The organism is Phenylobacterium sp. VNQ135, assembly GCF_049445735.1.
In the GTDB taxonomy this organism is placed as follows: domain Bacteria; phylum Pseudomonadota; class Alphaproteobacteria; order Caulobacterales; family Caulobacteraceae; genus Phenylobacterium.
Genome location: NZ_JBMSDS010000005.1, coordinates 351,242 through 364,613 on the forward strand (window position 1 = coordinate 351,242; position 13,372 = coordinate 364,613).

Sequence of the window (13,372 nt, forward strand, 5' to 3'; positions counted from 1 at the left end):
CCCGAAGAAAGGAAATCCGCCCGTGAAATCACTCCTCCTCGGGGTCGCCGTCTTCGGTCTGGCGGCGACCGCCCAGGCCGCCCCCGCCTGGACTGGAACCTACGCCTTCCACGAAGCCCTCGGCCGCGACGCGGTCGGCACGGGCATAACCATCTCGGTGGACCACAAGCTGACGGTCGGCCCGAACAGCTGCCGGCTGACCGCCGAGGGCTATCAGACGAACACCCAGATCCGCTGCACGGCCGTGCCGAACGGCGATCGGCTGGTGGTGAACTTCGTGAGCTTCGGCGACGGGTCGGTCGCCAACCAATATGGCGTGAAGCTGTACCAGCCCGGCCAGCCGCTGTTCACGCTGAGCCGCAAGGGCGCGACGCTCGTCACGACCTGGCAGGGCTACAAGCCGAACATGGACGGCAACATGAAGCCCGGCGGCTACTTCAAGAAGACGGGCTGACGCTAGCGGCAACTTTAACGGGCCGGCGGGTGCGTCTAGAAGGCGGCCATGACCTTCCGCGCCCCCGTCCGTGACCTCGCCTTCGCCCTCAAGACCGTCGGCCACCCCGAACTGGTCAAGCGCGCCTTCCCCGACCTCGACGAGGACACCGTCCAGGCGGTGCTGGAGGCGGCCGGGGCCTTCGCCGACAACGAACTCGCGCCGCTCAACCGGGTGGGCGACCAGCAGGGGGCCAAATACGCCAACGGAGCGGTGACGGCGGCGCCGGGCTTCGCGGCGGCCTACAAGGCCTTCGCCGAGCAGGGCTGGAACTCGCTCGCCGCCGAGCCGGAGTTCGGCGGCCAGGGCTTGCCCAAGGCCATGGAGCTGGCCGTCTTCGAAATGACGCACGCGGCGAACATGGCCTTCGGCCTCTGCCCGATGCTGACCCAGGCGGCGATCGAGGCCCTGACCCTGCACGGCACGGAGCGGCAGAAGACCCTGGTGCTGCCGAAGCTGGTGTCGGGTGAATGGACCGGCGCCATGGTGCTGACCGAGCCGCAGGCGGGCACCGACCTGGGCGCGCTGACGGCCCGGGCCGAGCCCGACGGCGAGGGCGGCTACCGGCTGTACGGCCAGAAGATCTTCATCACCTGGGGCGACCACGACGCCACCGACAACATCATCCACCTGGTGCTGGCCCGCACGCCCGAGGCGCCCCCCGGCGTGAAGGGCATCAGCCTGTTCCTGACCTCGAAGTACGAGCTGAAGGACGACGGGTCTCTGGGCGGCCGCAACGACTTCCGGCCGGGCTCGATCGAGCACAAGCTGGGCATCCACGGCTCGCCCACCTGCGTGATGCTGTACGAGGGCGCGAAGGCCGAACTGGTCGGCGAGCTGGGCCAGGGCCTGGCCCACATGTTCGTCATGATGAACGCCGCGCGCCTGCAGGTGGGCGTCCAGGGCGTGGCCATCGCCGAACGGGCCTTCCAGCAGGCGCTGGCGTTCAGCCTGGAGCGCAAGCAGGGCCGCGCCGTCTGGTCGAGCGAGAACCCGGCGCCGATCTGGGGCCACCCGGACGTGCGCCGGATGCTGATGCTGTCCAAGGCGAAGATCGAGGCCGCGCGGGGAATCTGCCTGACCACGGGCGTGCTCGCCGACCTCGCCCGCCTGGCCGAGACCGAGGAGGAACGCGCCGCGGCCAAGGCCCGTCAGGAGCTGCTGACCCCCATCGCCAAGGCGTGGTCCACCGACATCGGCGTGGAGGTCGCCTCGACCGGCGTTCAGGTGCACGGCGGCATGGGCTTCATCGAGGAGACCGGCGCGGCCCAGCACTATCGCGACGCCCGGATCGCGCCGATCTACGAAGGCACCAACGGCGTGCAGGCCGCCGACCTGGTGGGGCGCAAGGTGCGCTCGAACGGCGGCGAGACCATGCGCGGCCTGTGCGCGGAGATGGCCCTGACGGCGCAGGTGCTTTCCGACGCCGAAGGCCTCGCGCCGGTCGGACGGCGGCTGGCGGCGGGCGTCGCGGCGCTCGATCAGGCGACCGAGTGGCTGCTGTCGGTCGACAACGCCGCCGCCCTGGCCGCGTCAGTTCCCTACCTGAAGCTGGCGGGCGACGTGATCGGCGGCTGGATCCTCGGCCGCCAGGCGCTGGCCGCGGCGGGTTCGGACGACCCCTGGATGCAGAGCAAGGGCGCGCTCGCCCGGCTTTACGCCGCTCAGGTGTTGAGCGGCGCGCCCGGCCTCTCGGAAGGCATGGCCGAGGGCTGGAGCGAGCTGGAGCAAGTCACGGCCGAGGCGCTGGCGGGCTAGGCGGCTCGGATTCCGTTGTTTTTCTAAGTTTTACTTTTTGGCCCTAGCCTTCCCGCCGGGGAGACTATGGGCGTCATGTCGAAGACCGCGATGGACCGCCAGGCCTTGCTGGGCCCGGCGAGCGACAGCTTCAGCGCATACCAGCTTACGCTGGCGGGGCTGCTGTTCCCGTTCCGGGGGCATGTGGCCTTCAACGCCCTGGGCGCCCTGGCGATCTTCCTGCTGGGGCACCCGTGGCTCGCCCTGGCCGGCTTCGTGAGCTCCACCGCCATCGACGGCCTGCAACAGGTTCTCCTGCGGCGATGGATCGCCAGCAGCGCGGGAGCCGACGAGGAGAAGGGCTTCCGCAAGCTCGCCGCGCTCTGCGCGCTGCGAACCATCATCTATCTGACGCCCACCTCGATCATGGCCGCACGCGGCGCGGAAGCGGAGCTGGCCTACCTGGGAACCCAGGCCTGCCTGATCGTCGCCCTGGCGCTCTCATCGGGCTCGCTGCGACGGATGATCTTCTGGGCCTTCGCGACGCCGCTGCTGCTTCTCGGCGTGGGGCTGGCGCTCATCCAGCTCGAGCCGGCGCACGCGGTCGGCATCCTGATCGGCTGCGCGATCCTGCTGTCGGTGATGTTGATGATCTCCACCAACACGGTGCAGGCGATCACCACCTGGTACGAGGCCTACGCCTCGAGCCTGGCGATCGTGGCCGACCTGGAGGCGGCGCGCGACCAGGCCCTGGCCGAACGGGCCGCCGCCGACAGCGCCCGCGAGGAGGCCCGCCGCGCCAACAGCGCCAAGTCCAACTTCCTGGCGACGATGAGCCACGAGATCCGTACGCCCATGAACGGCGTGCTGGGCATGGCCCAGCTGCTCAAGCGCGAGGAGACCGATCCCCGGCAGATCGAGCGCCTGGACACCCTGATCGACAGCGGCGAGTACCTGCTGTCGATCCTCAACGACATCCTGGACGTCTCGAAGATCGACGCCGGGCGCCTCGACATCCTCGCCCGTCCCGAGGACCTGCGCCTGATGCTGGATCGCCTGGTCGGCTTCTGGGGCGGCCGCGCCGAGGAGAAGGGCGTGGCGCTGCACCTGAACGTGGACGACGGCGTGCCGGACTTCGTTCTGGCCGACGCGCTGCGGCTGCGGCAGATCCTCTTCAACCTCGTGGGCAATGCGCTGAAGTTCACCGAGGCCGGTGCGGTGGAGGTGATCGTCCGGTCCGAGCCCCAGGCGGACGGCCGGGCGCTGACCCGCTTCTCGGTGAAGGATACCGGCCCCGGAATCGCGGCGGCCTATCTGCCGACCCTGTTCGACCGCTTCTCGCAGGGCGAGGAGGCGGAGGTGCGGAAGTTCGGCGGCACCGGCCTGGGCCTGGCTATCGTGAAACAGCTCACCGAGCTGATGGGCGGACGGGTCTGGGCCGAAAGCGAGCTTGGGACCGGCTCGACCTTCAACGTCGAGATCCCGCTGGCTCTGGTGGGCGCGCGCACCCAGGCCGAGCCGGCGGCTCCGCCGAGCTCGACTGCGCCCGCGGACGGCCGCAGCGGCATCGGCGGCATGACCATCCTGGCGGTGGACGACAATGCGGTGAACCTGCTGGTGCTGGACCAATTGCTGTCCGCCTTCGACGCCATGGTGGTGAAGGCGGCAAGCGGGCCCGAGGCGCTGGAGCTGCTCGGCGCGCAACCCTTCGACCTGGTGCTGATGGACATCCAGATGCCCGGGATGACCGGCATCGAGGCCCTGGCCCGCCTGCGCGAGATGGAGGGGCCGAACCGCGGCGTTCCGGTGGTGGCGCTGACCGCGGACGTGACCTCCGGCGGCCGCGAGCGTTACCTGTCGCTGGGCTTCACCGAGCACTCGCCCAAGCCGATCCAGGTCGGCGAACTTATGGCGTCGATCCTGCGGGCGCTGCAGGCGCCGGCCGAGCAGGCCGCGGCCCAGGTGGCTTAGCGTCCGCGGAACCCAGACGTCGTCCCGACGGCCGGCAAGGCCGATCCAGGATTTATGACGCACAGCAACGCCGCCTGGGTCCCGGCTCTCCGCTTCGCCGCGGCCGGGATGACGGCTTCGATCAGGCAGCCTCTCTCGCGGGCAGGTCGTGCAGGGCCGGGTCGAGGCCCCGGCCCATCAGGTCGATGAAGTTGTCGCGGTAGAAGCGGCGGCGGGCCGCATCGGAGACGCCCTCCAGGCTCTCGTTGAACCGCTTGAGCGGGTTTCGACCGCCTTCGATGTGCGGGAAGTCGGAGGAGAACAGCACCATCTCCTCGCCGGCGTTCTCCATGATCCAGCGGACGTCTTCGTGCGGATAGGGCGTGACGCGGAGCTGGCGGCGCAGGATCTCGGACGGGCGCGCCGACAGCTTCTGCAGCCGCTCCTCCCTGCCGAAGGCCGCGCAGCCGGAATCGAGGAAGCGCATCAGGCTGGGCAGCCAGGATGCGCCCAGCTCGATCGCGCCGAACTTCAGCCTGGGGAAGCGGTCGAAGACGCCGTCGATCACCAGGGCCGAGAGGGTCTGCCAGATGCTGAGCGGGATGGTCATGAAGGTGAGGGAGGTGAAGTTCTCGTCGCCGCCGTGGAAATCCTTCACCGGCGGCAGGCCGTTTTCCAGGTAGTCGGGGTGCATCTTCTCCTCGCCGCCGACGTGGAAGAGGATCGGCAGGCCGGCCTCCTCCGCCAGGGCCCAGAGCGGATCGAGCTCGATATGGCTGGGCGAGAAGCCGGGCGGATGGCGGGACGGGATCACGAGCCCCTTGGCGCCGAGGGCGATGGCCTCGCGGGCGATCTGCGGCGCGCGCGCCCGGTCCACGAGCGGCACGTAGCCGGTGGCCAGCAGGCGGCGGTCGACCGAGCAGAACTCGGTCATCATGCGGTTGTGGGCGCGGGCGGCCTCGAGCGCGAGGTCGACCTCCCCCATCTGCTCCAGACCCCAGTTCGAGAGGCAGGCGGTGGTGAAGACGAGCTGGGAGGCGAAGCCCAGGTGATCGAGGGTGGCCGGCCGGTCCTCGGCGCGGAAGGCGCCCAGCGCCTCGTAGTTCTTGCGCAGCAGGATGTTGGCCTCGGCGCCGGCGCGGAATTCGGGATCGTCGTGCTGGTCCGCGGCCCTGGCGAACCACTCGGGCAGGACATCCTTGCGGCCGGTCTTCTCCACGAAGGCGTCCCGGACCTTGGGGTCGAGGTAGCGATGGATCGTGCCCGGCAGCTCCATGATGTGGCTGTCCGCGTCATGGACGGTCTGGCCCTGGACGTAGGGCATCGGCATCCTCCCACCTTATGCGTTCTGTCGTTGTGAGAGATTCCGGACCTTCGAACCCGCCGCGTCAAGACTTCTGGATGCGCGACCCCGTGCTCGTGGCCCGCGAGCTGATCGGCTGGGAGCTGACACTGAACGGCGTGGGCGGGCGGATCGTCGAGACCGAGGCCTACCACCAGGAGGACCCGGCCTCGCACAGCTTCTCAGGTCCCACGCCGCGGAACCGCGTGATGTTCGGGCCGCCGGCGCACATCTACGTCTACCGAAGCTACGGCATCCACTGGTGCATGAACCTGGTGTGCGGCGCAGACGGCGATGGGGCGGCCGTGCTGATCCGGGCGCTGGAGCCGACGCATGGGCTCGAGATCATGGCCGAGCGGCGCGGGCTGATGGACCGCCGCGCGCTCTGCTCGGGGCCGGGCAAGTTGTGCCAGGCGCTGGCGGTGACGCGGGAGCACGACGGGATGCGCGCCGACCAGGCGCCCTTCGCCCTGAAACTCGGGCCGGCGGCGGGGATCGTGGCGGGGCCCCGGATCGGCATCACCAAGGCGGTGGAGAAGCCCTGGCGGTTCGGAGAGGCCGGCTCGCGCTATGTGAGCCGGCCGTTTTCCCGGACGTGAGTGTCGTCGCCGCCAGGCGGGGGGACCCTAGAGCTGGGCCAGCAGGTAGTCGGCGGACGAGACCTTGAATTCGCCGGCCTGCTCGACGTTGAGCTGCTCGACGACGCCGTCCTTGACGATCATCGAATAGCGCTGCGAGCGCGGACCCATGCCGAACTTGGAGCCGTCGAAATCGAGGCCGATGGCCTTGGCGAAGGCGCCGTTGCCGTCGGCCAGCATGGCGATGTCCTCGCCCACCGCCTGGTCCTCGGCCCAGGCGCGCATGACGAAGGCGTCGTTGACCGAGATGCAGGCGATCTCGTCGACGCCCTTGGCCTTGAGGTTCGAAGCCTCCTGCTTGAAGCCGGGCAGGTGCTTGGCCGAGCAGGTGGGCGTGAAGGCGCCGGGGACGGCGAAGAGCGCGACGGTGCGCCCCTTGAAGAAGTCGTCGGTGGAGACCGGCTTCGGCCCCTCGGCCGTGGCCTGGGTCAGGGTCATGCTGGGCAGCTTGTCGCCGACTTTGATGGTCATGAGGCGTCTCCTGAAGGGCTCTTTGAGCGACGCTGATAGCCGAAGCTCCTTGAAAGCGCCACGAGGAGGGTCGACATTCGCGGCGATGGAAAGCGGCTTCCTGTCCGGCCAACTCCTGATCTCGATGCCGGGGATCTCGGACCCGAGGTTCGAACGCACGCTGATCCTGATCTGCGCCCACGACGCCCACCACGCGATGGGCATCGCCCTGAACCATCCGGTGGAGGGCCTGACCGTGCCGGACCTTCTGGAGCGGCTGGGGATCAAGTCCACGATCGTGCTGCCGCCGGACCTCGTGCGCGTCGGCGGCCCGGTGGAGCGCGAGCGGGGCTTCGTGCTGCACACCGACGACTACCGCGGCGAGTTCAGCCTGGAGGTCGGCGCCGGCGTGGGGCTGACGGCCACCCGCGAGGTGCTGGAGGCCATGGGCCGCGAGGAAGACCGGCCGAGACGCTCTCTGCTGGCGCTGGGCTACGCCGGCTGGGGCGCGGGCCAGCTCGAGCAGGAGATCCGCGAGAACGTGTGGCTGACCTGCGAGGCGGACGAGGCGCTGATCTTCGACTGCGACTACGCGACCAAGTGGTCGCGGGCGCTCGCCAAGCTGGGCATCGACCCGAAGTTCCTGGGCGCCGAGGCCGGGCGGGCCTGACAGCGGTCTGGGCTATCCGCGGGCCTTCAGGGGCGCGGCGCCGTCGACGTAGCTTTCGTTGAGGTAGACCTCGGCCTCCTGGGCCGAGAGGGCGGGCGCGTAACCGAAGCCCTGGCCATAGTCGCAGCCCAGCGCCAGCAGGTGGCGGGCCATGCCGGCGTTCTCGACGCCCTCGGCGACCACCTCCATGTCGAGATCCTGGCCCAGCTTGACGACCGATGAGACGATCTTCGTCGAGCCCTCGTTGGTAGCCATGGTGCGGACGAAGTAGCGGTCGACCTTCAGCGTGTCGAAGGGCAGCCGCGTCAGGTAGCTGAGCGAGGAGAAGCCGGTGCCGAAGTCGTCCAGCGCCAGCGCGGCGCCGGCGGCGCGCAGATTGCGCAGGACGACGGCGGCGCGGTCGGGATCGCGCATGACGTCGCTCTCGGTCACCTCCAGCTTGAGGGCGCCGGGCGGCAGGCCGGTCTCGCGGCGGATGGCCGTGACGTCGGAGACGAGATCCGGACGGTCGATCTCGCCGGTGGAGAGGTTCACGGCCACGGACAGCTCGCCCGCGGCGCGGTGGCGCTGGCGCCAGACGGCGAGCTGGCGGGCGGCCTCGCGCATCATCATGGCGCCGATGTCGCTCATCAGCCCCATCTCGTCGCACAGCGGCAGGAACTGCTCGGGCATCAAGAGGCCGCGGCGCGGATGGCGCCAGCGGACCAGGGCCTCGAAGCCCGAGAGCGCGCCCGTCGAGAGCCGGACGATCGGCTGGTAGAAGGGCAGGAGCTCGCCGCGGCTGAGCGCGCCCTTGAGGTCGCCTTCCAGGGCCAGGCGCGAGAGGCCGTCGGTCTCGAGCGACCGGCCATAGGCCGCCGCGCCGCCGCCACGCCCCTGGCTGCGGGCGGATTCGACGGCGAGCTCTGCACGGCGCAGCAGCTCGGCCGCCTCGGGCGCCTCGTCGCCGCCGGGAGCCTCGACGGCGCCGATCGACAGGGTGGGGTGGATGTCGAAGCCGGCGACCCGCAGCGGGTGCTCCAGGGCCCGGCGCAGGGCGGCAGGGCCGGGCGATTCCGGTTTGGGACACAGGGCGGCGAACTCGTCCTCGCCGACGCGGGCCAGGAGGGCACCCGGCGGAAAGGCGGCGGCGAGGCGCGAGCCCAGCGCGGCCAGCACCAAGTCGGCGCGCTCGTGGCCCAGGGCCTCGTTCAGGCGGCGCAGGCGGTCGAGGTCGGCGACGATGAGCTCGTGCGAGCCCGGCGCCTGCAGGCGCTCGCGGGCGCGGGCGATGAAGCTGCGGCGGTCGAGCAGGCCGGTGAGCGCGTCCTGGTCGGAGGCGGCGAACTTGACCTCGGGGGCGACGACGCCCGAGGCGCGGCAGCCCTCCTCCAGCCAGACGCCGCGCCAGATGCAGACGCCGCCGCCGCGCATGCGCAGGCGCACGGCCACCTCCCCGCCGGGCGACTGGACGCGCAGGATGTCGTCGGCATAGGCGCGGTCCTGCGGCAGGGCCAGGGCGCGCAGGGCGGCGGAGGAGCATTCGGGGGCGAGCGGGCCCAGGCCCAGGGCGCGGGTGGCGCCGGTGAGGCGCAGGCGGTCCTTCTCAGGCTCCCACACCCACAGCGCGACGTCTGCGGCGCCCAGCGCCTCCAGCGTGGCGGTGGCGTCCCACATCCAGCGGTCGTTCGACATCACTTCCGGCCGCGCCCAACCCGGCGTCGGCTTCAGACCGACACCCCCTCGTCCGGACCGTCGCGCTCGCCATAGGGACTGACGCGGCCGAACAGGACATGATCTCGCCAAGCGCCGTTAATTTTCAGATAAGCCTTGGCGAACCCCTCCTCGGCGAAGCCGGCCTTGCCGAGCAGATCGCGGGATGGACGGTTCTCGGGGATGCAGGCGGCCTCCAGGCGGTGGAGGCCCAGCGTGCGGAAGGAGAACTCGCTGAGCGCGCGGACGGCCGCCAGCGTCAGGCCCTGGCGGGTGAAAGGGCGGCCGCACCAGTAGCCGATCGAGCCCATCTGGGCGACGCCGCGGCGCACGTTGGAGAGCGTGATGCCGCCGGTCAGCGCATCGTCCGAGCCCCGGAACACGAAGAACGGATAGGCTGCGCCGACCTCGCGGTCCCGCGCATAGGCCAGCAGCCGGCGGCGGAAGGCCCCGCGCGACAGGTCGTCGGCCGGCCAGGTGGGCTCCCACGGCTGCAGGAAGGCGCGGCTTTCGGCGCGCAGCTCGCGCCATTCGGCATAGTCGGAGGACCGCGGCGCGCGCAGCCACACGCCCTCCCCCTCGATGCGAAGGCCGCTTTCCGGCGCGATCCAGTCCAGCAGAGCCATCGACGCGAGAGTCGCCGATTTGGCGGCGGAAGCAAAGCCTAGCCGGCCACCAGGCGCTGGAAGGCGTCGGCGGCCTTGAGCGCGGCCTTGGGGCCGAGGACGGCGACGGCGGCCTTCTTCTGCTCGAGGATCCGGGTGGTCAGCGACGCCAGGGCCTCCGGCGTCACGGCGTCGACCTCGCCCGCCACATGCTCGGGGTCCAGCGTCTCGCCGAACAGCAGCACCTGGCCGGCGGCCTGCTCGGCGCGGGCGAGCGCGGCCTCGCGGCCCATGAACATCGAGCCTTTGAGCTGGGCCTTGGCGCGGGCGAGCTCGGCGGGCGGGACGCGCTCGGTGAGCTTGGCGATCTCGGCCACCGTCACCTCGGCCAGCTCCACCGCGTCCTCGGCCGCGCAGCCGGCGAAGACGCCCAGGGCGCCGACGTCGGCATAGGTCTCGGAATAGGCGTCGATCGCGTAGGCCAGGCCGCGCTTCTCGCGGGCCTCCTGGAAGAGCCGGGAGGCCATGCCGCCGCCGAGGATCTCGGCCAGCAGCCGCAGGGTGAAGTAGTCGCGATCGTGGACGCCGACGGCCGGCAGCAGCAGCACGACGTTGGCCTGCTCCAGCCGCTTGGCGACCGTGCGGACGCCGCCCGTGAAGGTCGCCGGCTGGGGCGGCGGAAGGGCCTGGCCGTCGGCGCCGCCGAAGTCGCGCTCGGCCAGCCGCAACAGCTCGTCCTCATCCACGGCGCCGGCGGCGCTGATCACCAGCGACGGGGCCGCATAGAGCGCCTGGCGCCAGGCGCTGAGCGTATCGGGCGTGGCGGCGCCGATGGACGCCGTGGTCCCCAGGATCGGGCGGCCCAGCGGCTGGCCGCCGAAGGCCGCTTCCTGGGCCAGTTCGAAGACGAGGTCGTCGGGCGTGTCGGCGGCCTCGGCGATCTCCTGGCCGACCACCTGCTTCTCGCGGGCGAGGTCGCCGGCGTCCATGGTCGGGCGCAGGACGAGGTCGGCGACGACGGCGGAACCCAGGTCGAGCCCGTCCTTCAGCGCGCGGACCTGGAAGCTGGTCCGCTCGTAGCCGGTGGCGGCGTTGATGTGGCCGCCCTCGGCCTCGATCACCTCGACGATGTCGCGCGCCGAGCGGCCGCCAGCGCCCTTGAACACCATGTGCTCCAGGAGGTGCGACCAGCCCGAGCGGGCCTCGTCCTCGAAGCGGGCGCCACGCCCGGCGACGACCGACAGCGCCACCGTCTGCCAGCCGGGCAGCGGATCGCAGACGACGCGGACGCCGTTGGCGAGCTGGTGGACGCGCGGCGTGGCGGCGTCAGGCTTCGGCGAAGGCGCGGACATAGGCCTTGATGGTGTCGGCCTCGGCGGGCAGGCGATCGAACGTCTCGCGACGGTCGGCGAGGTTGGCGACGCCGCGCGGCAGAGCCGGCGTGACGCCGGACGCCTTGGCGACGTCCTCGGGGAACTTGGCGGCGTGGGCGGTCGAGAGCACGACGACGGGGCCGGGCACGTCCACATGGCGCAGCGCGGCGACGCCCACGGCCGTGTGCGGGTCGATCAGCTCGCCGGTCTCGTTGAGGGTGGAGACGATGGTGCGGGCCGTCTCGTCCTCGCCGATGGTCACGCCCCGGAACACCTCGCGCATCTGGGCGTAGGCGGCGGGCGGGATGTCGAGGGCGCCGGCCTCGGCGAAGGCCTGGAAGGCGCGCGCGGTCTCGACCGGCTCGCGGTTCACGGTCTCGAAGTAGAGGCGCTCGAAGTTCGAGGCCGACTGGATGTCCATCGCCGGGGATATGGTGGGCTGGACCGCGCCGCGCACGTAGCGGCCGGTCTCGAAGGCCCGGGCGAGGATGTCGTTCGAATTGGTGGCGGCGACGATCTTCGCCACCGGCAGTCCCATCCGCATGGCCACGTAACCGGCGAAGGCGTCGCCGAAGTTCCCCGAGGGCACGCAGAAGCTGACGGGCCGATGCGGCGCGCCCAGCGCCACCGCGGTCGTGAAGAAATAGACCGCCTGGGCGGCGATGCGGGCGAAGTTGATCGAGTTGACGCCCGAGAGGTCCACCGCCTGCCGCAGAGCCTGGTCCTGGAAGGCCTGTTTCACGATGGCCTGACAGTCGTCGAACGTGCCCTTCACGGCGACGCACGCGACGTTGCGCTCGTCGGTCGTGGTCATGAACCGCCGCTGCACCTCGGAGATCCGCCCCTCGGGGAAGAGCGCCACGATCTTCACGTTCTTGCGCCCGCGGAAGGCCTCCACGGCCGCGCCGCCGGTGTCGCCGGAGGTGGCGCAGAGGATGGTCTGGGTGCGCCGCTGGGCGCCCAGCAGATGGTCGTACAGGCGGGCCAGGATCTGCATGGCCACGTCCTTGAAGGCCAGCGACGGCCCGTGGAACAGCTCGGCCAGGTGCTGGTCGGGTCCGATCTGGACCAGCGTGACGACGGCCTTGTGGTTGAAGGTCGCGTAGGCCTCGCGGCACATGTCCAGCATGTCGGCGGACGAGATCTCGTCGCCGGCGAAGGCGCCGATCACCTCGGCGGCCACCTCGGCGTAAGGGCGGCCCGCGAAGGACTCGATCTTCGCGCGGGAGAACGTCGGCCACGCCTCGGGGATGTAGAGGCCGCCGTCGGGCGCGAGGCCGGACAGGACCGCGTCGGTGAAGCCGACCGCGGGGGCCTGCCCGCGGGTCGAGACGTAGCGCATCAGCTCTTCCGCCGTTTCAGGAGCATGGCGGCATAGACGCCCGCCAAGGCGGCGGCAAGGCCGTACCAGGTGAGCGCGTACTCGAGATGCCGGTTGGGGATATCGGCCGGTACGGGCGCCGGGACCAGAGCCTTCCACTCGGGGTTGGTGGGGGTCTCGGCCATCAGGAACACGGGCGCAGGAGCCGCCGCGTTCAGCGCCCGGGCCATGGCGTCGGCGTCGCGGGTGAACCAGCGTTCGGGCCGGTTGGCGGGCGAGAAGGCGCTGGGCGGATCAGGGCTGCGCAGGACGCCGGTGACGGTGAGCGGCGCGCGATCGTCCGGATCGACCGGGGGACGCGCAGAGACCGTGTCGCCGACGAAGCCGCGATCCACGAGGACCGTGCGATAGGGTCCTCCGTCCACCGCGCAAGCCGAGATCAGGCGTGAGCCGACCTGGCCGTCCCGCAGCCCATAGAGCTCGAGATACGGCGCCGCGGCGAGGCCGGGGCACTCGACGGTGACGCGGGTGAAGTCCACGTCCCGGCCGGCGGATCGGGCGGCGAGCACCGGCCCGATCGGCCGCGCGGGCGCGTGCTGCAGGGCGTCGATCCGCTGGAGCAGGTCGCGCTTCCAGGCGAGGCGCTGGAGTTGCCAGGTCCCGAGGCCGAGGAGGATCAACAGCGCGATGGCTGCGGCGGCCGTCAGGCCGACGGGGAAGCGCCGGCCGGCGGCGGCGGACTCAGTCATGGCGCGCTTCGCTGGCCTTGTTCACGAACTGGGCGGCGAGCATCACGCCCTTCATCGGCCGCAGAAGCCCCAGGCACACGCCGAGCGCCAGCGGCAGGAACACGAGGAGATGCACCCACACCGGGGGATGCACGGCGATTTCGGTGAAGAGGGCGGCGAAGGCCACGAGGAAGCCGCCCACCAGAATGACGAAGACGGCCGGTCCGTCTCCGGAGTCGGCCGCCTTCAGATCGTAGCCGCAGGACGCGCACCGGGGCGCGACCTTCAGGAAGCCTTCGAAGAGGGCGCCCTCCCCGCAGTTGGGGCAGCGCCCGGCCGCCCCCGCCAGCAGCGGACGGAGCCCGTTCAACGC

General features: G+C 71.1%; 13 protein-coding genes. 5 read left to right on the forward strand and 8 right to left on the reverse strand.

What is annotated here, in order from left to right; all coding sequences use genetic code 11:
* The first annotated feature begins 22 nt into the window (after nucleotides 1-22).
* The 3 genes from ACO2Q0_RS19500 (at nucleotide 23) to ACO2Q0_RS19510 (ending at nucleotide 4,201) form a co-directional block, all read left to right on the forward strand.
* A complete protein-coding gene (locus ACO2Q0_RS19500) occupies nucleotides 23-454 on the forward strand; it encodes a DUF5991 domain-containing protein (protein WP_423353177.1) in 432 nt (143 codons plus the stop codon).
* A 48-nt stretch (nucleotides 455-502) separates the two neighbouring features.
* Nucleotides 503-2,251, forward strand: a complete 1,749-nt coding sequence (locus ACO2Q0_RS19505) for an acyl-CoA dehydrogenase (protein WP_423353178.1) — start codon at nucleotides 503-505, stop codon at nucleotides 2,249-2,251.
* Between the two features lie 75 nt (nucleotides 2,252-2,326).
* Nucleotides 2,327-4,201, forward strand: coding sequence for an ATP-binding protein (locus ACO2Q0_RS19510; RefSeq protein WP_423353179.1), 1,875 nt, complete (start codon nucleotides 2,327-2,329; stop codon nucleotides 4,199-4,201).
* A 121-nt stretch (nucleotides 4,202-4,322) separates the two neighbouring features.
* Here ACO2Q0_RS19510 and ACO2Q0_RS19515 read toward each other — a convergent pair whose 3' ends face one another.
* Complete coding sequence (locus ACO2Q0_RS19515; protein ID WP_423353180.1) at nucleotides 4,323-5,504, reverse strand: amidohydrolase family protein; 1,182 nt, start codon at nucleotides 5,502-5,504, stop codon at nucleotides 4,323-4,325.
* Between the two features lie 77 nt (nucleotides 5,505-5,581).
* Between ACO2Q0_RS19515 and ACO2Q0_RS19520 the strand changes: the two genes are divergently transcribed.
* Entirely contained in the window at nucleotides 5,582-6,121 is a 540-nt protein-coding gene (locus ACO2Q0_RS19520; RefSeq protein WP_423353181.1) for a DNA-3-methyladenine glycosylase, read from the forward strand.
* A gap of 27 nt (nucleotides 6,122-6,148) precedes the next feature.
* On the opposite strand, the gene ACO2Q0_RS19525 is transcribed toward ACO2Q0_RS19520, so the two are convergent.
* A complete protein-coding gene (locus ACO2Q0_RS19525; protein WP_423353182.1) occupies nucleotides 6,149-6,631 on the reverse strand; it encodes a peroxiredoxin in 483 nt (160 codons plus the stop codon).
* Nucleotides 6,632-6,716: 85 nt separating this feature from the next.
* Here ACO2Q0_RS19525 and ACO2Q0_RS19530 point away from each other — a divergent pair, with 85 nt between their 5' ends.
* Nucleotides 6,717-7,280 carry a YqgE/AlgH family protein gene (locus ACO2Q0_RS19530; RefSeq protein ID WP_423353183.1) on the forward strand — a complete coding sequence of 188 codons (564 nt, stop codon included), beginning with the start codon at nucleotides 6,717-6,719 and terminating at the stop codon, nucleotides 7,278-7,280.
* A gap of 12 nt (nucleotides 7,281-7,292) precedes the next feature.
* On the opposite strand, the gene ACO2Q0_RS19535 is transcribed toward ACO2Q0_RS19530, so the two are convergent.
* The 6 genes from ACO2Q0_RS19535 to ACO2Q0_RS19560 are packed head-to-tail and all read right to left on the reverse strand — an operon-like array spanning nucleotide 7,293 to nucleotide 13,369.
* A complete protein-coding gene (locus ACO2Q0_RS19535; protein ID WP_423353184.1) occupies nucleotides 7,293-8,954 on the reverse strand; it encodes a putative bifunctional diguanylate cyclase/phosphodiesterase in 1,662 nt (553 codons plus the stop codon).
* A gap of 32 nt (nucleotides 8,955-8,986) precedes the next feature.
* Nucleotides 8,987-9,598 carry a GNAT family N-acetyltransferase gene (locus ACO2Q0_RS19540; protein ID WP_423353185.1) on the reverse strand — a complete coding sequence of 204 codons (612 nt, stop codon included), beginning with the start codon at nucleotides 9,596-9,598 and terminating at the stop codon, nucleotides 8,987-8,989.
* A 38-nt stretch (nucleotides 9,599-9,636) separates the two neighbouring features.
* Entirely contained in the window at nucleotides 9,637-10,929 is a 1,293-nt protein-coding gene (locus ACO2Q0_RS19545) for a M16 family metallopeptidase (RefSeq protein WP_423353186.1), read from the reverse strand.
* Nucleotides 10,904-12,292: a threonine synthase gene (thrC, locus tag ACO2Q0_RS19550; protein WP_423353187.1), complete on the reverse strand. Its 1,389-nt coding sequence runs from the start codon at nucleotides 12,290-12,292 to the stop codon at nucleotides 10,904-10,906. Before thrC ends, ACO2Q0_RS19545 begins: the two co-directional genes overlap by 26 nt.
* Nucleotides 12,292-13,020 (reverse strand): SURF1 family protein, encoded by a 729-nt coding sequence (locus ACO2Q0_RS19555; RefSeq protein ID WP_423353188.1) that lies wholly within the window; start codon nucleotides 13,018-13,020, stop codon nucleotides 12,292-12,294. The genes thrC and ACO2Q0_RS19555 overlap by 1 nt, the downstream gene beginning before the upstream one ends.
* Complete coding sequence (locus ACO2Q0_RS19560) at nucleotides 13,013-13,369, reverse strand: DUF983 domain-containing protein (RefSeq protein WP_423353189.1); 357 nt, start codon at nucleotides 13,367-13,369, stop codon at nucleotides 13,013-13,015. The genes ACO2Q0_RS19555 and ACO2Q0_RS19560 overlap by 8 nt, the downstream gene beginning before the upstream one ends.
* Nucleotides 13,370-13,372 lie beyond the last annotated feature (3 nt).

What these genes read in the sequence shown, in the direction of transcription:
- ACO2Q0_RS19520 (WP_423353181.1), top strand. Translation starts at nt 5,582, where the DNA reads ATGCGCGACCCCGTGCTCGTGGCCCGCGAGCTGATCGGCTGGGAGCTG.
- ACO2Q0_RS19530 (WP_423353183.1), top strand. Translation starts at nt 6,717, where the DNA reads ATGGAAAGCGGCTTCCTGTCCGGCCAACTCCTGATCTCGATGCCGGGG.
- ACO2Q0_RS19505 (WP_423353178.1), top strand. Translation starts at nt 503, where the DNA reads ATGACCTTCCGCGCCCCCGTCCGTGACCTCGCCTTCGCCCTCAAGACC.
- ACO2Q0_RS19555 (WP_423353188.1), bottom strand. Translation starts at nt 13,020, where the DNA reads ATGACTGAGTCCGCCGCCGCCGGCCGGCGCTTCCCCGTCGGCCTGACG.
- ACO2Q0_RS19525 (WP_423353182.1), bottom strand. Translation starts at nt 6,631, where the DNA reads ATGACCATCAAAGTCGGCGACAAGCTGCCCAGCATGACCCTGACCCAG.
- ACO2Q0_RS19515 (WP_423353180.1), bottom strand. Translation starts at nt 5,504, where the DNA reads ATGCCCTACGTCCAGGGCCAGACCGTCCATGACGCGGACAGCCACATC.
- ACO2Q0_RS19535 (WP_423353184.1), bottom strand. Translation starts at nt 8,954, where the DNA reads ATGTCGAACGACCGCTGGATGTGGGACGCCACCGCCACGCTGGAGGCG.
- ACO2Q0_RS19540 (WP_423353185.1), bottom strand. Translation starts at nt 9,598, where the DNA reads ATGGCTCTGCTGGACTGGATCGCGCCGGAAAGCGGCCTTCGCATCGAG.
- ACO2Q0_RS19545 (WP_423353186.1), bottom strand. Translation starts at nt 10,929, where the DNA reads ATGTCCGCGCCTTCGCCGAAGCCTGACGCCGCCACGCCGCGCGTCCAC.
- ACO2Q0_RS19510 (WP_423353179.1), top strand. Translation starts at nt 2,327, where the DNA reads ATGTCGAAGACCGCGATGGACCGCCAGGCCTTGCTGGGCCCGGCGAGC.
- thrC (WP_423353187.1), bottom strand. Translation starts at nt 12,292, where the DNA reads ATGCGCTACGTCTCGACCCGCGGGCAGGCCCCCGCGGTCGGCTTCACC.